Source organism: Gemmatimonadales bacterium (assembly GCA_036265815.1).
GTDB lineage: Bacteria > Gemmatimonadota > Gemmatimonadetes > Gemmatimonadales > GWC2-71-9 > CAVVWJ01.
In genome coordinates this window covers 19687-39499 of sequence record DATAOI010000036.1, presented here as the reverse complement: position 1 = coordinate 39499, position 19813 = coordinate 19687, and the positions used below count along the sequence as shown (strand labels likewise).

The following is a 19813-nucleotide window of genomic DNA, read 5'->3' as shown; positions in this document are numbered from 1 at the left end:
CGTCCTATCTGTTGCGACTGGTCCGGAGCACCGCCTCCAGCTCCCCGTCCATCAGCCCGCGCGGGGCCGGCAGCTGGATCAGCGAGGGCGACCAGCGTGGGTTGCCCTCGATGATCACCGGCCCGCGGTCGGAAATCCCGATGTCCCATCCAATCCCCCGGGCCCACGGAAACGCCGCCGCCGCCCGCAGCGCCACCTCCTTCACCTCATTCCAGCAGGGAAGCCGATATCCGACGAACGAACGATCCGTTCCCGGGATCAGCGACGTGTACTCGCAGCTGTCACGGTTCCGACCCGGACCGAGAGCACCGGTGTCCGGATCCACCCAGCATCCCAACGCCCCATACAGCAGGTGGTCCACCCCCACCGGCTTGGGTTGAAGCTTGTAGACCGACCCCACGATCTTCGGGCTCCCGTCCAGGGCCACGACGGTCACGACTCGGACTGAGCAGAGCGTGGGCCCGATGAGCTCCGCCAGCTCGGGGTGCGGACGAATCCGCTCCTCCACCAGGAAGGAAGAGGCGTCGGCCTCGGGATTCTGGAGTTTGAGCGCGGCGGTGTCGCGGGCCACCGCGACCAATGCGGCAGCGTCGTACCGCTCGCCGGCGAGCGTCAGAAAGGTGTCCGGGTCGTCTGGCGCCGCGCCTCTGAGCACCAGGATCGAGAGGCCATGGATGCCCTCGGTCGGCTTGAAGACGAAGCCATCCGCGCGGCGGCCCCGGAGGAAACCGGCCAGCTCCGCCGCGTTTCGGAGAGTCTCGCCCCCCGCGGTCCGTCTCGCGAGAGGATCGAACACGCCGTAGATCCTGGCCAGGGGCAGGCCGGCGGAAGCGAAGTAGCGGTTGAAGATCAGCTTGTTCTCGTACAGGAAGCGGTAACGAACGGGGGTGAGGGCTGACCAGAGCCGGTCGTTTGCCCGGGGTGCCTCCGAGAGGTAGCGTCGCTTCGCGTCGGACGTGAGGGTGGGATCGAAGAGCCGGTAGTGAAAGTAGGTGTCGACGCTCATGCGGCCCTTGAAGGCGAGCACGGCGGCCTCGCCGAGCATGCCGAATCGGCTGAGCCCCTGCTCCCGCGCAAGCACACCGGAATCCCGCCAGGCGCTCGCGACGCCTTTGGCGTGCCGGACGAGCCGCTGCCGCCATCTCCCGAGTCTCGCAGGCAGTCGGTGCGGAGCCGGTGCGGAACGTCCTGGCGTCACACGCGCCCTCTCGATTAGTGTCACTCACAGGGCGCCGACCGACTGGTTCGAGCGGTCTGGAGCGCACGCGGTCGAGTGAATATATGCCTGAGTGAATATACGGAGGAGTCGCCCATGGACACCCAACAAACCTGCGGAAAAGGCCTGGCCGAGCATTCCATCCTCCCCGCCAAGATGGGAGAGTGGACCGCGGCAATGGCCGAGAACCTCGAGCTCCACCTGGAGACGCTCGACCTGACCGACGAGAACTCCAGGCGGGAGCGCGAGGCATATCACGGGCTGGCAAGCAACTACCGGCAGATGGCCACGCAGCTCCGAACGACCGCCGGGCAGATGGCCGGCTACCGCGACCTGCCGATGGGCAGGCATGATCCCAAGGCGATGGCGTCCCCCGGCATTCGGGCCGCCTTCGAGGGGTTCGTGAACCTGGAGCAGGAGCTGCTGGCACTGCTCCAGAAGCGGGTGGAGCAGGATCGCAGGATGCTGGCCGTCATGGCGGGCCAAGTTCCGGCGGGCACGCGGCGATCCTGATGCACCAGGACCGTCCACTGCCCCCACCAGAGACCGGCTAGACCCTGGGTCCAGCCGGTCTTAAGTTTCCCCCTCCTGCTGACAACACTGGCGATCCTCCCACTCCGAACGCATCGGAATCCGATCCGGCGTGACTGAACCCAAGCAGCCCGCTCTTCTGATCGACGCCCACGTCCACCTGCACGACTGCTTCCCGCTCGACGCCTTCTTCGAGCGGGCTCACCGCAACTTCGAGCAGGCGGCGCGGGAGCACGGCTGGGAGCCGGGACAGTGCGTGTTGATGCTGACCGAATCCGAAGGCGCCGACTGGTTCGGGCGGCTGGCCGGGATGGCCGCCGGCTCGCCAGGGGCGGACCGCCCTCGCCCCACCACCTGGAGCATCGAGTCCTCGCCCGACCCGGCCGCCCTCGCGGTCGCCAGCGGCGGCCGTCGCCTCCTGCTCGTAGCGGGTCGCCAGGTGGTCGCGCGCGAAGGCCTGGAGGTACTGTTGCTGGGTACCAGGTCGCTCGTTCCCGATGGCTGGCCGATCGAGGACGTCCTGGCGGAAGGGGCACGGCTGGGCGCGCTCCGGGTGATCCCCTGGGGCGCCGGGAAGTGGCTGTTCGGGCGCGGAAAGCTGCTGACCGAGCTGACTGCCGGGGCCCGCCCGGGCGACGGCTTCTTCCTCGGCGACGGCGCCGGCCGGCCCTTCTTCTGGACCAAGCCCCGCCACTTCCAGCAGGCGGAGCAGCAGGGCATTCGGGTGCTCCCGGGGACCGACCCGCTGCCCTTCCCCCGCCAGACCGGCCGGGCCGGAAGCTTCGGATTCCGCCTCGACGGCGCCGTCGATCTCACTTCCCCCGCCGAAGGGATCAAGGCGGCGCTCCGCGACTCGGCTTCGCGGCTGATGCCATTCGGGCGGCTCGAGCGGCTGGGACCCTTCGTCCGGAACCAGATAGCCATGCAGCGGCGGAAGCGCCGGCGGTCGCGGGCGTGATCAGGGATCCTGCCGCTCTCGCCCGCTCGGAGTTCGATCTGGCCGTGGTCGGCGGCGGCATCTACGGTATTTGCGCCGCGCACGAAGCCGCTCGCCGCGGACTCGCGGTCTGCCTGGTGGAGCGGGGGGATTTCGTCTCGGCGACCTCGTCCAACAGTCTCAAGACCGTCCACGGCGGGCTTCGTTATCTCCAGCATGGCGACCTCCGCCGGATGCGCGAGTCGATCCGCGAGCGCGCCATGCTTTTGCGCACCGCGCCCCACCTGGTGCGGCCGCTCCCGTTCGTGATCCCGACCCATGGCCATGGTCTCGGCAGCAAGGCCGTGATGCGCACCGCGCTCCTGCTGAACGACCTGGTCGGATTCGACCGCAGCGCGGGCGTGAGAGAGGATCGCCGGATCCCGCCCGGCCGGGTGATCGGACGAGAGGAAGTCCGTGCGATGGTGCCGGATCTCGATGCGCGCGGGCTCACCGGCGGCGCGATCTGGTACGACTGTCAGATCGCCAATACCGAGCGGCTCGCGCTGGCGTACTTGCGCTCCGCGGTGGACCATGGCGCCGTCTGCGCCAACTACGTCGAGGCCACCGGACTCCTCCTCCGGGACGGCCGGGTGCAGGGAGTGCGGGCACGTGACCGTCTAGGCGGCGATGTCTTCGAGATCCGAGCGCGGACGGTCCTGAACGCCGCGGGACCGTGGGCCGACCGGCTGCTGCAAGCGCTCCCGGGCGCTCGCACTGTGAGGCGGTTCCATCCCTCGAAAGGGATGAACCTGGTCACCCGCCGGCTCTTCGGCGACCACGCCATCGGTTTCACCGTCCCGACCGAGTTCCGCGACAGCGACGCCGTGCTCAACAAGGGCACCCGCCTGTTCTTCGTGGTGCCATGGAAGCAATTTTCCCTGATCGGCACCCGACACCTGCTCTATCAGGGCGATCCGGACGATTTCCGGATCACCGAGGACGACATCGAGGTCTTCCTCGGCGAGATCAACGCCGCGTGTCCCAGCGCGGCGCTGTCCCGAAAGGACGTGCTCGCCGTGCTGGGCGGGCTCCTGCCCGAAGTGCCGCGAGCCGGCCCGCACGAGGTCCAGCTGGTGAAGCACTCGCGGGTCTACGATCACGCGGGCGAGGGAGCCGTGAGCCTGTTCTCCGCGGTCGGCGTCAAGTGGACCACCGCGCGCCTCACGGCCGAGGAGGCCGTGGACCTGGTGGAGCGTCGGCTCCGTCCCGGCGAATCGCCCCGCCGTCCAGCCGAGCGACCGCTGCCCGGCGGCGACATCGAGGAGCTGGACGGCACGGCCCGCGAGACCGCGCCGGCGGGCGTGAGTACCGTCGTCATGCACCACCTGCGGCAGAACTACGGCTCGATCGCCGGGGAGCTGTTCGGCTACGTTCGCGCGGACCCGTCGCTGGGCGCCGAGCTGGTGGCGGGCTCGCCGGTGATCGGCGCCGAAATCGTGTTCGGGGTCGAGCGGGAGATGGCGCAGCGGCTGGATGACGTCGTGCTTCGCCGGACCGAGCTGTCTGCCGGCGGCTACCCCGGCCCCGAAGCATTGCGGCGCTGCGCCGAGCTGATGGGCTCGGTGCTGGAATGGAGCCCGGAGCGCCGGGAGAGCGAGATCGCACGGACCGAAGCCATGCTTCGGCAGGGGTTGGCCATCACTTCGAGCTGAGAGGAAATTGCGCCTGATGCAGAGCCCGACTTCCCCGGAGCGCGAGCGCCCCTGGCAGCTCCGCCTGTTCGACAAGACCCTGAAGAAGAAGCAGAAACTGGCGCTGCTGAGGCGCCTGCTGGGGCCGGTGGACCCGGGCAACCGGCTGCTGCTGCTCACCAACGGTGACAACAACGGCGCCATGAACTATGTCCTGCGCCGGTCCGGCGGCCGCTGGAGCTGGGGGGAATGCGAGGCGGCAGCGATTCCGGAGATGCGGAGGTTCCTGGGCGAGCCGGTGGTGCACTGCACGCCCGAGCGGCTCGACTTCCCCGACGCGAGCTTCGACGCCGTCATCGTGATCGACGTGCACGAGCATCTCACCGAGACGGCGCCGCTCAACCGCGAGCTGTTCCGCATCGTGCGGCCGGGTGGCCGCGCCATCATCACCACGCCCAATGGCGACCTGGGCAAGCTGGCGGTCCGGATCAAGGATCGGGTCGGTATGACCAAGGACACCTATGGGCATGTGCGGGTAGGGTATACCATCGACGAGCTGAGGCAGATGCTCGCGTCGGCCGGGTTCCGGGCAGGCGCCACGGGCAGCTACTCCCAGTTTCCCACCGAGATGATCGAGCTGGGGATCAACCTCGCCTACGTCAAACTGCTGAGCCGGCGCAAGCAGCCGGCGGGCAACACCGAGCATGGGCCCATCGCCCCCTCGTCGGGCGACCAGGTGCGCAAAGTCGAGAAGACCCTCAAGCTCTACAGCCTGATCTATCCGGTCTGCCGCGCGGTCTCGTCGCTCGACGTGTTGATGGCGCCGTTCACGACCGGGTACGCCGTGGCCGTGGTCGGCAGCAAGCCCAAGCAGTGAGTCGGCGGCGATGAAGGTCCTCGTCACCGGGGCGCGGGGGTTCATCGGCCGGTCGCAGGTGGTGCACCTGAGCCAGCGTGGCTGGGACGTGGTAGCGATGGACCTGACGCCGCTGGCGGACCAGCCGCCGGCCGGGGTGACCGTTGCCACCGCCGACATCAGGGTGCCCGAGCAGTGGCGCCCGGCGCTGGCCGGTGCCGACGTCGTCATCCACCTGGCCAGCGCCCACCTCCAGGTAGACCTGCCCGAAAGTGTGTACTGGGAGACCAACGTCAAGAGTCTCCGCCCCCTGCTCGAAGCCTCGCGCGATGCGGGAGTCAAGCACTTCGTGCATACCAGCAGCGTCGGGGTGCACGGATCGCTGGCCAGCGTGCCTGGAGACGAGGACGCCCCGCTCGCCCCCGAGAGCGTCTACGAGCAGACCAAGGCGGCCGGAGAGGTGGAGGTGCGCGGTTTCCTGGCGGATGCCGGCTCCATGGGGGTCACCATCGTGCGGCCGGCCTGGGTCTACGGCCCGGGCGACCCGCGGACCGAGCGGATCCTCAGTGCCGTGTCCCGCGGGCGCTTCATCATGTTCGGCGGAGGGAGGAACCACCGGCATCCCATCTACATCGACGACTACGTCGCCGGGGTCGAGAGGATCCTGCTCAAGCCCGAGACTTTCGGACGCACCTATATCCTGGCCGGGCCGGCCTATCTCACCTCCCGGGAGCTCATCGCGGCGGCCGAGAAGGTCACGGGCGGCAGGGCCAGGATCCGGGTGCCCCTGGCGGTGGGGTATGCCGCCGGCCTAGGTGCGGAACTTGCTGGCCGGATCGTCGGCGTAGCACCCCCGATCTCCCGACGCACCCTTGCGTTCTTCACCAATCGGAACGCCTTCCTCACCGCCCGAGCGCGGCGCGACTTCGGCTTCGCGCCTACCGTCGGGATCGGAGAGGGCTTCCAACGGGTCTGGGCGGCCATGCAGCAGGGCCGCCACAGTACCGGTCACTGATTCTCGGAGGACCGCTTGCTTCTGGGTGCGGCAGGATCCATTGCGCGGGACCGGTTCGGGCTCCTGGCGGGCTGGCGGGGCGAAGCGGAAGACGAGGTCTCCTGGGTCGGCGGCGAGGAAGCCGTGGCGGCCGTCCGGCCCTGGGCGGTGCCGGCGTTGGACGCGGAGCAGCGCTGGGCCGTCGATTCGGCGACCGGCTCATGGCTCGCCGTATCGGGGCACATCTTCCACGACACGGCCGGAACCCCGTCGGGACGGCCGAGGAGCCTTGCCGGCTTCCTGTTGACCCGGCTGACCGAGCGGGGGATCCCGGCGCTGGACCAGCTGGACGGCTCGTTCGCCATCGCCTGGTACGACGGCCGGGTGCAGCGGCTCCATCTCATTCGGGACCGGATCGGAGCTGAGGGGCTCTACTACGCGCAGTCGGGGCCCAACCTGGTGTTCGGCTCCCGCGTACGCGACCTGCACGGCACCGGAGCGCTGCCGGGCGGTATCTGCCCCCGCGGCCTCGCGGAGTATCTCACCTACTGCTACATCCCCAGCGATGCGACGCTCGACCGGGACGTCCGTCAGGTGCCGGCCGGCGGTTTGCTCGTGGTGGAGCCCGGGCGCGGCGTCGTGGAGACGAGGCGCTGGTATCGGGTCTCATTCGCGGGACCGTACCTCACGGACGAGCAGGCGATCGCGGACCAGTTCCGCACTTTGCTGGAAGCCACGGTGCTGCGCCGCGCCGGGAATCTCCGGCCCGGGGTGTTCCTCTCGGGCGGAATGGATTCGAGCTCGGTGCTGACGCTGCTCCGCCGCCATCAGCCGGGCGCCATCCGCACCTATTCGTATCGCTGCGCCTCGGCCTCGTTCGACGAATCGGTGTACGCCCGCGCGATGTCGGCTGCGGCCGGCAGCGAGCACACCGAGGTGCTCTTCGGCCCCGACGACGCACTGGAGATCGACCAGGTCGTCTCCGCCATGGAGCTGCCGTTCTGCGATCTGGGGCTCGAGGTCGCCACCTGGCTGCTCGCCCGGGCCGCGGGCGGGCAGGTGGACTACGTGCTCACCGGCACCGGCGGAGACGAGGTCTGGGCCAGCCATCCGGTCTACGCGGCCCAGCGGATCGTCGGGCTGTACGAGAAGCTGCCGGTGCCGAGGCTGGTCAACCGGGCGCTGATCCGCTTCGCCGGGTCACTCCCCGACTCGGACCGGAAGCGCGACCTCCGGGTGATCCTCAAGCGTCTGCTGCCGCCGGAGTCGTTCTCCCGCGATCTCATGCACTACCGCTGGAAGGCCTACTACGCACCCGGCGATCTCACGGAGCTCCTGGCGCCGGAGGTGGCGGCGGCGGTGCGGGAAGCGGACCCGTTCGAGTGCGTCCGCCGCGGCTTCGACGGCTATGACGGGCCGGACGACCAGGTCACTCCCTGCATCTACAACGATTACACCACCATGGTGCCCAGCTTCGCCAACCGCGCGCGGCTGCTGCGGTCGTTCGGGGTGGAGCTGCGCTCGCCGTTCCTCGACCGCGAGCTGATCGACTTCGGGGCCCGGGTTCCCAGCCGGCTCAAGCTGGAGGGCATCGAGCGCACCAAGCGGCTCTTCCGGAAGGGCATGGAAGGCGTGCTGCCGGACGTCATCAACCACCGGAAGGACAAGCTCGGCCTCTCCATTCCGCTCAAGAACTGGCTGCGCGAGGAGAGCCGCATCGCGGAGCATCTCACCCAGGCCTGCGGTCAGGAGGCGCTGGAGGAGCTGGGTCTGTTCCGGCCCGAGGCCATCGCCCGCATGCTCCGGGAACATCGTGAGCGGCGGGCCAATCACTCCCAGCGGCTCTGGGCCGTCTTCGTGCTCCAGCTCTGGCTCCGGGGACGGGGCTCACTCAAGGGCGCACCTCCACTCCAGGCCCGATTCCATGCGATTTAAGTTCCGGAACTACTTCTATCCCTTCGGGGTGCTCAAGTACCGGCGGCTCTTCACCGAGGCGCCCTACTGGAGCGCCGACCGGCTGGAGGAATGGTCCCGCGCGCGGCGCGCGGACATCCTGACCCACGCCTACGAGACCGTGCCGTACTACCGGCGCGCGTTCGACCAGCACGGCATCCGTTCCCAGGACCTGAAGCGGCCGGAGACCTGGAACCGGATTCCGCTGATGGAAAAGGAGATCGTCCGGGCCAATACCGACGACCTGATCTCCCGCACCGCCGACCCCAAGCGGATCATGTGGGTCACCACGTCGGGCTCCACCGGTATGCAGCTCAAGATCGGGTTGGACCAGAACATCAACGCGGCGGCGTTCGCCCTGTTCTGGCGGGCCTGGGGCAGCGGCGGCTATTTCCACCTGGGGCAGCGCCACGCGGTGATGAAGGGACTCTTCTACGAGGCCGGATGGAAGTACAGCCCCGCCATCCGGGCGCTGGAGCTTTCGTCGGCCCGGGTGGGCCCCGATACCGTGCGCCTCTTCCGGGACCTGATTCTCAAGTACCGTCCGCGCTTCATGCGGGGGTATCCGTCGGCCATGTTCCTCTTCAGCCGGCTGCTCCGGGAGAACGGCCTCGAGCTCCACGTGCCGATGGTCATCTCCGGCTCGGAGACGCTCTACGATTTCCAGCGCAAGGAGATCGAGAGCGTGCTCGGCGCCCGGGTCTACAACCACTACACCCACTGGGAGCGCTGCGCCTCGGTGCTGGAGTGCAAGTCGGGGCGGATGCACGCGCAGCTGGATTACGGCTTCCACGAGATCCTGGGCGAGGACGGCCAGCCGGTGCCGCCAGGCGTGTCGGGGGTCGTCACCGTGACCACGATGCACAACCGGGCCATGCCGCTCATCCGCTATCGCACCGGAGATATCGCGAGCTGGTCGCTGGAGGGGTGCGACTGCGGGCAGTCGTTTCCGGTGATCACCAAGATCGAGGGACGCCAGACCGATTACCTGGTGTCCGCGGATGGCAAGCTGATCTCCGGCACCTTCGCCGCCGCGGCGCTCTGGCCGCTGCCCAATCTGCTCTATTCGCAGATCATCCAGCGCGAGCTTGGCAAGGTCGAGGTCCGGATCGTCAAGGGGACCGCGTACCGCGAGCCGGAGAACACCCAGAGCGTGCTTGCCGCGCTCCGGGCCCGCCTCGGCGAGGGGATGCAGATCGATCTTCGCTTCTGTCAGCTGGAGGACCTGGAGCGGAACCCGGTCGGCAAGATCCGTCAGTGCTTCAACCGGCTCTCACCGGAGGACCTGGCGCGGGTGAACATCCCGGTGAGCTGGGGCCTGCACATGGCGGCGGCGGGAGGGTGAGCGGGGCACCCTTGCCCTACACCCCCCACCTCGCGCGCCAGTCCTCGAATACCGTCAGCGACCACAGCACGTGGCTGTGGTTCGCCACGCCCGCATCGTGTTCCCGCCGCAGTCGCTCGATCGTCTCCACCCGGAACACGCCCTCGCGGCGGAGCCGCTCGGAGGAGAGCAGGTCGTCGACCAGGGGACGGAGCTCGCCTCCCAGCCAGTTCTTGATCGGGATGCTGAAGCCTTCCTTGGGCCGGTAGACGCACTCCTTCGGCACATGGCGGGCCGCCACCCGCTTGAGCAGGATCTTGGTGCCCTCGCGCCCCACCTTGAGCTCGGCCGGCATCCGGAAGGCCAGCTCGACCAGCTCGGGATCCAGCAGCGGGACCCTGCCCTCCAGCGAGCACGCCATCGCCATCCGGTCGATCTTCACCAGGCAATTGTCGCTCAGGTAACTCTTGAGGTCGATGTAGAGCTCGCGGTCCACCTCCGACCGTCCGGCCACCTCCCCGGCCAGCTCCAGGATGTGGGCTTCGACCGGTGTGCTCAGCGCGGCATGCGCCTCGGGGGCGAACAGCTCGCGCCGGAGCGCCGAGCCGGCGAAGAGCCGCCAGCGGGCGTGGCCCAGCCGCTCGTCGTTCTGCAGTCCCTCGACGAAACGGCGCGCCTTGTTGACCAGCCCCTTCTTTGCCGGGCGCGGCCGGAGCGCGCCGATGAGCGGCTCCATCATCCCCTGGCGGACAAAGCCGGGAATCCGGCGCCAGGCGCGCGCCTTCTCCTGGGCCGCATAGGTATCGTAGCCGCCGAAGATCTCGTCGCCGCCATCGCCCGACAGCACCACCGTCACCTCCCGCCGGGCGAGCCGGGAGACCAGATAGGTTGGAAAGATGGAGAAGTCGCCGATGGGGTCGTCCAGGAACGGCATCAGGTGCTCGAACAGTCCCACCACGTCCGGACGGATCACCTCGACCGAATGGGTGACGCCGAGCGATTCAGCCACCCGCTTGGACCAGGCGACCTCGTTGTAGCTGGGGTCGTCGAAGCCGATGCTGTAGGTGTGGGCCGGCCCCATCGCCGCGACCACCAGAGAGCTGTCGACTCCGCCCGACAGGAAGGCACCCAGCGGCACGTCGCTGACCAGCTGCCGCTGGACCGACTCGTGGACCTTGGCATCGATGGCCTCTTCCCACTCGCCGGGGGTGCGGGGCAGATCGCCATTGCGCGGGTTTCCCGGGGCGGGCAGCCGCCACCAGGTATGCCGCGCGATCTGGCTGGTGGTGAGATCCACCTCCAGCATCTCCGCCGGCCCGAGCTTGCGGACTTCCTGGAGGAGCGTCGCGGGCGCGGGGACGTATTCCCAGGCGAGGAACTGGCCCAGCGCGTCGAGGTCGAGGCTTCGTCCCGTGAGCCCGGAGGCGAGGACCGCCTTGACCTCCGACCCGAAGACCAGGTGCTGCCGTGTCAGGGCATAGTACAGCGGCTTGATCCCGAAATGATCGCGCACCAGGACGAAACGGCGCCGGCGGCTATCGTGCAGCGCGATGGCGAACATGCCGTTGAGCCGGGCGGCGAATCCCGATCCATGCTCTTCCCAGAGATGGACCAGCACCTCGGTATCGCTTGCGGTGGCGAACCGGTGGCCGGCCGCCACCAGCTCGGCACGGAGCTCACGAAAGTTGTAGATCTCGCCGTTGAAGACCAGTCGCACCGTGCGGTCTTCGTTGAACATCGGCTGCCGGCCACCGGACACGTCGATGACCGAGAGCCGCCGCATGCCGAGGGCGATCCCGTCACGGATGTCGCACCCTTCGCTGTCCGGCCCCCGGTGAACGATGGTGGAGCACATCGCGGCCAGTTGAACGCCGTCGGCCGCCGCGCCGCCATTGAGCGGCACGACGCCCGCAATGCCGCACATCAGTCGAAACGCTTGAGCAGGATGGGCAACCGGTGACAGCCGTCAGAATTGGTCAAGGTGTTCCGACGGAGTCCTGGTGAGGAGGATGCGCACTGAGTGAATCAGCAGCATCGGTGCCAGTAGGGTAAGAGCTAGGAGGGTAAACACATATCCGTTGATCGCGTCGATCAGGTCATCCATGACTTGGCCTCAGTCCACCGCGACGGTCGAGGCCACCCGGGGGGCCAGCCGCCGCCGCGCCAGCCGAATTCTCACCGTGGTCGCCGTGCTGTTGGTCACCCGGGTGAGAAGCATGAGCACCGGACGGATCATCACCACCGGAGTGAGGAGAGCGAGCACCACGAGCGTGAAGGCATAGCCGTTGATCCCGTCGACCAGGGCATCCAGGCGTCCCTCGGCCCTGCGATCCGCCGCGAGACGGACCCGCAGCAGCTCGAGCATGTTGCGCATCTTCTGCTCGTACACCGGCCGGGCGTACCGCCGGTCATACAGCTCCAGGGCGCCGCGGGTCACCGTCTCTCGCTTGTCCGGGTCGGTGATAGCCTGGAGAATACCACTGGCCAGACCGGCAGCGGTCGGCTCGACCAGGAAGCAGACATCGTCGTCCAGGACCTGGGTGTGCGAGTGGATCCGGGTGGCCACCAGGGGAATGCCGCTGGCGAGCTGCTCGTAGATCTTGAGCGGCGTGTTGGTGCCCTTGATCCGCGGAGAGGTGAGTACGGTGGCCCGCTGAGACAGGCACCGCGCGGTAGCCTGGGACACCCGGCCGGTGAACCGGCACCCGCCGTTCAGCCCGTGGGAATCTGCCAGGGCCCGGTACCGGGCCACCTGCACCGGGGTGCCACCCACCAGCAGCAGCGACGCATCGGGGCGGTGCCGGTGGACCTCGGCGAAGGCCTCGATCAGCACATCGAGACCCTGGTATGCCTCGAACGTGCCGCTGTACACCACCAGAGGCGCCAGCGGCACCGACTGCATGATCTCCGTTTCGTCCGTGCTGGACGGACTGGCAGGCGCCAGCTTCACGTCCTCGAAGATCGAGTTCTCGATCAGGAAATGATGGGAGGTATCTGCTAGTTGCGACTCGACCTGCTCGGCGAGATCGGGACAGATCGTGACGATGGCGGTGGCGGAGTGCAGGGCGGTTCTCTCCAGGCGCTCGAACACCCGGATGGGGAGCTGCGATTTGGTGAACTCGAAGTTGCTGAGCTGCTGCGGAAGGCTCGAGTGCATGTCGTACACCAGCTTGAAGCCGAAGATCGGCTTGAGCCAGCTGCAGAAGAAGACGCTCTCCTCGTGTGCGTGCACGAAGTCGTACCGCCTCCGCACCAGAAGGCCGACCGTCCACAGGAACATCATCAGGTCCAGCACCAGCTTTTTCAGCGACGGTCCAACCGGCACCTTGGCCGTGAACGGCACCCAGGGGATCCGGATCACCCGGACGCCGGGAATGGCGACCTCCTGCCCCTCCCAGTAGGTCAGCAGGTCGACCTCGACACCCAACTCGGCGGTGACCAGCGTGCGGTAGTAGACGCTGAAAGGCGTCCCGCGGGGGGTAAAGAAGGGGTGAGGAGCGACGACCAGTGCTTTCATGGACTATCCTGAAATCGATCGCCAGGCGGACCGCGCCAACAGCGGCCGCAACAACATGTTGCGGACGCACCGCAGGCCACCGGGGGCGTTTCCCGGGGCCGCGGTTCTCTGGGTGGATCTAGGTAGTGGTGGCTCGCAGCGTTAGCGCATTACTGCCGCTGAAACACCTGTGAGCCTGGGTGTCTGTATGATTCCGCAGCACTGCAACTTGCGGGCCCTCGAAGTGGCCCAACGGCCTTGGGCTCTGGAGCCAGTGTGACGACATTGAATCGCCCGGAAATTCACCAGGCGTATCGGCTCTCGTGACCCGCTGAAATTGGATTGACAAACATGTACTCATCGGCGCAGACCTTGTCAACCGCCACCTGGCCGACGCGCTGGGGCTTCCTCGAGCTTTGCGGGGCCTGATGAACCTGATCCTTGCTGAGGAGGACGTCCGCCGGCACCTGCGCATGGAGGAGCTCATCCCGGCCGTGGCGCGAGCCCTGGCGGACCTCTCCGGGGGCCAGGTCGTGCAGCCGGTCCGAACCATGTTGCCGGTGGTGGACCACGGAGGCTTCTTCGCGGTCATGCCGGCGTACGCCGGGGCGCTGGGTGCAAAGCTCGTCACCTTCTATCCCGCGAACCAGGGCATGCCCACCCATCATGCGCTGGTGCTCCTGTTCCGGCCGGAAACCGGCGAGCCGCTCGCCATCCTGGATGGCCGGCTCATCACCGAGATGCGGACCGCAGCCGCGTCCGCGGTCGCGAGCCAATACCTCGCTCGCCACGATGCTGCCGTGCTTGCGATCCTCGGATCCGGGGTCCAGGCGCGAAGCCACCTGGAGGCGCTGCGGCTGGTGCGCGGGTTCCGCGAGGTCCGGGTCTGGAGTCCGCGAAGTGCCGGGGCCTTCGCCCGCCGGTTCGGCGTCCGCCCCGCCGGCTCGGCGGAGGAGGCGGTCCGGGGAGCCGATGTGATCGTGGTGGCCACCACCTCGCGTACGCCGGTCATGCGCGGGGAATGGCTCTCACCGGGGACGCACCTCAACGCCGTCGGCGCCGTCCGGCCTGACTGGCGGGAGCTGGACGACGAGACGGTCCGCCGGGCTCGGCTCTACGTCGACTCGCGCGAGGCGGCCACGCGGGAGGCGGGGGACGTGATCGCTGCCGGTGAGGTGTACGCGGAGATCGGCGAGGTCGTGGCGGGCACCCGGCCCGGCCGGCAGTCGGCGGACGAGGTGACGCTGTTCAAGTCCGTGGGTGTGGCGGTCGAGGACGTCGTGGCGGCCGATCTGGTGTATCGAGGGGCGACCCGAGCCGCCGACACCTGACACCGTCATTGCTCCCTCTAGCTTCGTCCGCGCGTCCGACATAGCATCCAGGCGCCGTCTCACCGACTCAGCAGCGATCGACCACCAAGGACCGATGAATCCGACCAGCCACCGATTAGTCCACGACCCCGAGGGCCTCAACACGGCGGCATGGCCCATCGGGACCGACCATCTCGTCACTCCGATCGATCTCTTCTTCACCCGCAGCCACGGCCCGGTTCCCCGGATCGACTCTGCCACCTGGCGGCTCCAAGTCGGCGGCCTGGTGGACCGGCCCAGGAGCTTCTCCCTCGAGGAGCTCGGCACCTTCCCCCGGCGGGAGGTGACCGCCACACTGGTGTGCGCCGGACTCCGCCGGGATGAGTTCCTGACCCTGGGACCGTTGCCGGGAGAGCTTCCCTGGGGGCCCGAGCCGGTCAGCACGGGCCGGTGGTCCGGCGTCGCCCTGCGCGACATTCTCCAGGCGGTCGGCCCGGCGGATGGTGCCTCTCACGTGGAGTTCATCGGGCTGGATCGAGTGGAGCGGCAGGGAGAGCAGTTCGGCTTCGGCGGCTCGATCGACCTGGCCAAGGCACTGAGCGCCGAGGTCCTCCTGGCCGATCAGCTGAACGGGGTGCCGCTGCCGCCAGCCCACGGTTTCCCCCTGCGAGCGGTGGTGCCGGGCTGGATCGGCGCGCGAAGCGTGAAGTGGCTCGGCAACATCCGGCTCTCGGCGGAGCCTTCGCCCAACTACTTCCAGAGCCGAGCCTACCGCTTCCAGCGGCAGATCGATCCCAGCGATGCACGCGACGTCACCGCGGGTGTCGCACTGAGTGCCGTTCCACTCAACGCCGTCATCCTGTACCCGACGGCTGGCCAGGTCGTACCTGCGGGCGAGGTGGTGGCTCGCGGCTGGGCCATGGGCTCGGAGGGGCGGCCGGTCACCGCGGTCGAGCTGTCGGCCGACGGAGGAGATACCTGGGCACACGCACCGATTTCGGCCGGCGAGAAGGCGTGGACTTGGTCGTTCTGGGAAGCTGCCCTGCAGTTGGCCCCGGGCTGTCATGCCCTGGCAGTGCGGGCCACCGACAGCGGCGGCGAGACGCAGCCGCCCACTTTGAGCGCGACATGGAACGTGAAAGGCTACAACAACAACGCGTGGCACCGGGTGGAGATCCGCGCCGAATGAGCCGGAGCCACGCGCGGAGGTGGCATGGACCTGTGCATTCTTTCTCGGGAGGCGGCGGAGCGCTACGAGCCGCGCGGCCTCGAGATTTGTATCTCGATAGCGGACCCCGACGCGCCGCCGGCCCGGCTCTCGCCGAGATTCGCCGCGGTGCTGCGGCTCAACTTCAGTGATATCGTCTCGGTCGAGATGCCGACGGATGTGCTCTTCGCACCGGAGCACGCCACGGCGGTCGTCGAGTTCGTGGAGCGGTGGCGGCGGGCGCAGCGACTGGTGGTCCATTGCCACGTGGGCGCGAGTCGCTCGCCGGGTGTAGCGCTCGGGCTCTGTGACCGGTACGGCTGGCCCGCGGCCGAGTTGGAGCAGGGATACCCCTCCTGGAACCGGTGGGTCCGCGAGGTGTTGAACGGGCATCCGGCCCCGGGAGGTGCAGAGATGGGCAATGTCACACCGTAAGCCGCGACGCGCGGCCGAGACCCATCGGCTGTCGCTGCTCCGGATCGCCCAGGCCGCGACCATCATCGACCCGGTATTTCTCGACACTCCGCAGTTCCGGCCGGAGTCGCTGGAGCAGCGGCTCGGTTGCCGCCTCGTGGTGAAGGTCGAGACGGTCAACCCGATCCGCTCGTTCAAAGGCCGCGGCACCGAATACCTGACCGCCTCGTTGAGCGGCAGCTCCCATCTGGTGTGCGCCACCGCCGGCAACTTCGGTCAGGGCATGGCCTACTCGGGTCGGTCGCGGGGGCTTCGGATCACCATCTTCGCCAGCGAGCACGCCAACCCGCTCAAGATCGAGCGGATGCGCGGGCTCGGCGCCGAGGTCCGGCTGGTGGGGGAGGACTTCGATGCCGCCCATCTCGCGGCCCAGGCGTTCGCCAGTGAGCATGATGCGCAGATGGTGGAAGACGGCCGTGACCCGGAGCTTTCCGAAGGCGCCGGCACCATCGGGATCGAGCTGCTCCGCTGGCCGGAGCCGTTCGATGCGATCCTGGTTCCGCTGGGAGACGGCGCCCTGCTGGCCGGCGTGGCCCGCTGGGTGAAGGCGCACCGGCCGGAGACCCGCATGATCGGCGTGTGCGCCAGCGGGGCGCCCGCCATGGAGCGTTCCTGGCGAGCCGGCGAGGTGCTGGAGCTGGAACGGGCGGAGACGATCGCGGACGGGATCTCCGTGCGCATGCCGTTCGGCGAGGCGCTGGCCGACCTCACCGGCCTGGTGGACGACATCCTCCTGGTCGACGATCCGTCGATGGTGGACGCGATGCGGCTCGCGCATCAGGAGCTCGGCATCGTGCTCGAGCCGGCTGGCGCCGCCGGCCTGGCGGCGCTGCTGACCTACCCCGAGCGATTCCGGGACCAGTCGATCGGCACGATCCTGAGCGGCGGCAACATCACCGCCCAGCAGATGCGACAGTGGCTGGTGCCCTGACGGGAGACTGGCCAGGCTGCTGACGAGCGGCCGGGCTCTGCCCGCGGCGTGACGCGATGGCGTCAGCGACGTGCTTCGCATCTCGCTCCGCGCCGTGGATCATGGTCGACGACATGGCGTAGAGGAAATGCAGGCCCACGAAGTAGAGTCCCGGCTGGTCCGTCACCACCCCGCGGTATTGCACCGGCTCTCCATCCTGCTCCAGGACCGGCAGATCGATCCACGAGAAACCCGGATGGAATCCGGTGCACCAGATGACGTTCGTCACCTCGAGCACCCGGCCGTCTTCCAGCACCGGCAGGCCGTTCTTGGTGCCCACGGTCCGGGGGACGCGCTCGACCCCTGCCGCCGCGAGGTCTTTCGGCTTGACCCGGATGAGCGGCGCCCCCCGGGAAACGATCCTGGGTCGCGCCTTCCGTCCGATCGCGGTGTCGACGGTCAGAATCCGGTGGAAGACGATCCGGAACAGCAGGGGCAGGATGTACCGGCCGACCGCACCCTCGATCCGGAACGGAACGTGCCCGGTGTCCCTGCCGGACATCCAGGTCGGGTGACCGGCCAGCACCACCTCACGGGCGATCTCCGATCCCGAGTTGCCCGCCCCCACGATCAGCACACCCCCCTCGCGCAGCTGAGAGAGATTGCGGTAGTCGCTGGAGTGGAGCTGCATGATGCCGCCGTCGAGCTCCGCGGCGAATGGGGGAACCCGCGGACGCTGGTAGCTCGCCATCGCCACGACCACGTTCTCGGCCTCGAAGCGCAGGTCACCGGCGGTCACGACATAGCGGTCTCCCTCCCGAAAGAGCCGGTCTACCTTGACCCCGGTACGGATCGGCAGCTCGAAGCTGGCGGCGTAGCGCTCGAGATAGTCGGCCATGTCGTCTTTGGTGGGGAACGTGTGCCGCGGCGCCGGAAACCGCATGCCAGCGAGGCCATCGAACCGAGCAGGCGTGAAGAGGCGGAGCGAGTCCCAGCGTTTGCGCCAGGTGTCGCCGATCCGCTGGTTGGCCTCGAGAATCACGAACGGGAGTCCCCGGCGGGCCAGGTAGTACCCGACCGAGAGACCGGTCTGGCCACCTCCGATGACGATGGTCTCGAACCGCTCCGGCTGACGCATGTTCATTCTCCCACGCTGCTGGATAGTTGCCTTCGACCCTTGGTCCAGAGGGGATGATAGGTCGGACGGCCCTCTGCCGCATCGGCCGAAGTATTCAGGCGCCGCCGCGGCGACGCCATGGGTATTTCTATGTAGCTAGATGAGCTCGTGCTGGTAGGCGTACGCCGTGGCCGCGGCCCGGCTCGACAGACCCAGTTTCGTGAAGATGTTGCTGATATGGCGGGCAACGGTCTTCTCGCTGATCCGGAGCGCGCCGGCGATGGCACGGTTGGTCATGCCGCGGGCCACCAGCCCGAGCACCTCCAGCTCGCGCGCCGTCAGTCCGCCCGCCGCCTTGGCCGCGGCCGGCCGGGAGAGTTGGCCGACCCGAGTGACCTCGGGCGCTGCCCCCAGCCGTTGAAAGCTCTCCCGCGCCGCCGCCAGCTCCATCGCCGCCGACTCTTCGTCGCCGAGGGCCCGGCAGGCGAGGCCGATCAGGACGCGAACCTGCGCGGCCTCATAGGGCGCTTCGAGCTCGCCCCAGCCCCTCGACGCCTCACGCAGCAGGGCGAGCGCGGCTTGCGGATGCGCCTCGCCCAGGGCCACGGCGCCGCTGGCCTGGGCGGAGAGCGCGCGCAGGAACGGCGCATCCAGATGCGCCGCGATCCGGCGTAGTTCGTCGGCCGCAGCGCGGGCGCCGGCGAGATCGCCCGCGGCGAGCAGGATCTCGACCGACGCGGCCAGCATTCTGGAACGGGCCCGCCGCTCCCGCGCTTCCTCCACCGCGCGGCAGACGGCAATCCTGGCAGCATCGACCTGGCCCTGCGCCAGCCGCAGGAGCGCGAGGCCCGGGTGAGGCTCGCGTCCCCACTGGTTGGCCTGGCGGTATTCCTCCTCCGCCTGGGCAAACTCGCCCTGCAGACGGTGGAGCTCGGCCTGCTGGTAGAATGCCGCACCGATCGACCGCTGGGGAGGCGGCCGGGAAAGCCATTCGCAGGCGCGCTCGGCCTCCTGCATGGCATCCGGCCAGGCGCCATGGAGCTGGAGAAGCTCGGCGCGGCGCACCAGGCAGTGGCCGCGATAGGGCACCCGGTCGGGCTGGGATTCGCACCAGCGCGACATCGCCGCGGTCCACTCCTGAGCCCGGCGCAGATCGAACACCTCGTGGCAGGCCTCGATCACGCTGCAGTAGACGTCGCCCACGACGATCGGAGAGACCTCGCCGGCGGTGACCGAGACCATGACCTCGTCCAGCAGGGCCACGCCGCGGGCGACCTCCCCCAGCCGGATGAGCGCCCGACCCTCGCCCTGGCGAGCCAGGGCGAGCAGATCCCCATCCCCGAAGCGCTCCGCGATCGCGGCCGCCTCGGCGAAGAGGGCCCGCGCCGCGGGGTAGTCGCCACCGAAGATGGCCCGCACCCCCTCCGGCAGGACCAGGTAGCCCCGCTCCACGCAGTCGTGCTGCCCGGCCTCGAGCAGGCGGCGACCTCGACCCAACCAGCCGCTCGCCTGGGCCCCTTCTCCCTTGAACATCAATGGCATGGCCACCCAGAAGGCACACCGGGCGGCCCGCGGGACATCGCCCCGGGCCAGGTACTCATGGTGCAGCCGGGCCGCAAAGTCGACGGCCTCATCCTCCCGGCCGAGCAGATGGGCAGCCATGCCGAGCCGCTCCAGGTCCTCCGGCTCGAGCGGCGCCTCCAGATCGGCGGCCGCGAGCTGGCTGTATGCCTCCCCCCATGCCTGCCGCTGGAAGGCAAGGCGACCCTGGTCGATCAGATTACCGGCGGCGGCGGGCATGGCTCCTCTCTTGAT

The 19813-nt window shown here is 68.7% G+C and carries 16 protein-coding genes; 11 read left to right on the top strand and 5 right to left on the bottom strand.

What is annotated here, in order from left to right:
* Window positions 1-4: 4 nt before the first annotated feature.
* Window positions 5-1081 (bottom strand): sugar-transfer associated ATP-grasp domain-containing protein, encoded by a 1077-nt coding sequence (locus tag VHR41_07525; GenBank protein HEX3234032.1) that lies wholly within the window; start codon window positions 1079-1081, stop codon window positions 5-7.
* A 231-nt stretch (window positions 1082-1312) separates the two neighbouring features.
* Here VHR41_07525 and VHR41_07520 point away from each other — a divergent pair, with 231 nt between their 5' ends.
* The 7 genes from VHR41_07520 to VHR41_07490 all read left to right on the top strand — a co-directional run bounded on the left by VHR41_07520 (window position 1313) and on the right by VHR41_07490 (window position 9505).
* Window positions 1313-1729: a hypothetical protein gene (locus VHR41_07520; protein HEX3234031.1), complete on the top strand. Its 417-nt coding sequence runs from the start codon at window positions 1313-1315 to the stop codon at window positions 1727-1729.
* A 130-nt stretch (window positions 1730-1859) separates the two neighbouring features.
* On the top strand, window positions 1860-2705 hold the full coding sequence (locus tag VHR41_07515; protein ID HEX3234030.1) for a hypothetical protein: 846 nt from the start codon (window positions 1860-1862) through the stop codon (window positions 2703-2705).
* Window positions 2702-4378, top strand: a complete 1677-nt coding sequence (locus VHR41_07510; protein ID HEX3234029.1) for a glycerol-3-phosphate dehydrogenase/oxidase — start codon at window positions 2702-2704, stop codon at window positions 4376-4378. Before VHR41_07515 ends, VHR41_07510 begins: the two co-directional genes overlap by 4 nt.
* 16 nt (window positions 4379-4394) lie before the next feature.
* On the top strand, window positions 4395-5234 hold the full coding sequence (locus tag VHR41_07505; protein ID HEX3234028.1) for a methyltransferase domain-containing protein: 840 nt from the start codon (window positions 4395-4397) through the stop codon (window positions 5232-5234).
* A 10-nt stretch (window positions 5235-5244) separates the two neighbouring features.
* The gene (locus VHR41_07500) at window positions 5245-6228 is read left to right on the top strand and encodes an NAD-dependent epimerase/dehydratase family protein (protein HEX3234027.1); all 984 of its coding nucleotides are present in this window, start codon (window positions 5245-5247) and stop codon (window positions 6226-6228) included.
* A gap of 15 nt (window positions 6229-6243) precedes the next feature.
* Entirely contained in the window at window positions 6244-8142 is a 1899-nt protein-coding gene (locus tag VHR41_07495) for an asparagine synthase-related protein (protein HEX3234026.1), read from the top strand.
* Window positions 8132-9505 (top strand): hypothetical protein, encoded by a 1374-nt coding sequence (locus VHR41_07490; protein ID HEX3234025.1) that lies wholly within the window; start codon window positions 8132-8134, stop codon window positions 9503-9505. The genes VHR41_07495 and VHR41_07490 overlap by 11 nt, the downstream gene beginning before the upstream one ends.
* A gap of 16 nt (window positions 9506-9521) precedes the next feature.
* Here the strand turns inward: VHR41_07490 and asnB are convergent, their stop codons facing one another.
* Together asnB and VHR41_07480 are read right to left on the bottom strand one after the other, a co-directional pair.
* Entirely contained in the window at window positions 9522-11408 is a 1887-nt protein-coding gene (asnB, locus tag VHR41_07485; protein HEX3234024.1) for an asparagine synthase (glutamine-hydrolyzing), read from the bottom strand.
* Between the two features lie 189 nt (window positions 11409-11597).
* Window positions 11598-13001 carry a glycosyltransferase gene (locus tag VHR41_07480; protein ID HEX3234023.1) on the bottom strand — a complete coding sequence of 468 codons (1404 nt, stop codon included), beginning with the start codon at window positions 12999-13001 and terminating at the stop codon, window positions 11598-11600.
* A 407-nt stretch (window positions 13002-13408) separates the two neighbouring features.
* Here VHR41_07480 and VHR41_07475 point away from each other — a divergent pair, with 407 nt between their 5' ends.
* The 4 genes from VHR41_07475 (at window position 13409) to VHR41_07460 (ending at window position 16902) form a co-directional block, all read left to right on the top strand.
* Window positions 13409-14311 (top strand): NAD(P)-binding domain-containing protein, encoded by a 903-nt coding sequence (locus VHR41_07475; GenBank protein HEX3234022.1) that lies wholly within the window; start codon window positions 13409-13411, stop codon window positions 14309-14311.
* Window positions 14312-14405: 94 nt separating this feature from the next.
* On the top strand, window positions 14406-15479 hold the full coding sequence (locus VHR41_07470; protein ID HEX3234021.1) for a sulfite oxidase: 1074 nt from the start codon (window positions 14406-14408) through the stop codon (window positions 15477-15479).
* A gap of 24 nt (window positions 15480-15503) precedes the next feature.
* The gene (locus VHR41_07465) at window positions 15504-15932 is read left to right on the top strand and encodes a hypothetical protein (protein HEX3234020.1); all 429 of its coding nucleotides are present in this window, start codon (window positions 15504-15506) and stop codon (window positions 15930-15932) included.
* Window positions 15919-16902 (top strand): pyridoxal-phosphate dependent enzyme, encoded by a 984-nt coding sequence (locus tag VHR41_07460; protein HEX3234019.1) that lies wholly within the window; start codon window positions 15919-15921, stop codon window positions 16900-16902. Before VHR41_07465 ends, VHR41_07460 begins: the two co-directional genes overlap by 14 nt.
* Here VHR41_07460 and VHR41_07455 read toward each other — a convergent pair.
* The gene (locus VHR41_07455) at window positions 16865-18019 is read right to left on the bottom strand and encodes an NAD(P)-binding domain-containing protein (GenBank protein ID HEX3234018.1); all 1155 of its coding nucleotides are present in this window, start codon (window positions 18017-18019) and stop codon (window positions 16865-16867) included. The genes VHR41_07460 and VHR41_07455 overlap by 38 nt on opposite strands.
* Window positions 18020-18154: 135 nt before the next feature.
* A complete protein-coding gene (locus VHR41_07450; protein HEX3234017.1) occupies window positions 18155-19798 on the bottom strand; it encodes a LuxR C-terminal-related transcriptional regulator in 1644 nt (547 codons plus the stop codon).
* Between the last annotated feature and the right edge of the window lie 15 nt (window positions 19799-19813).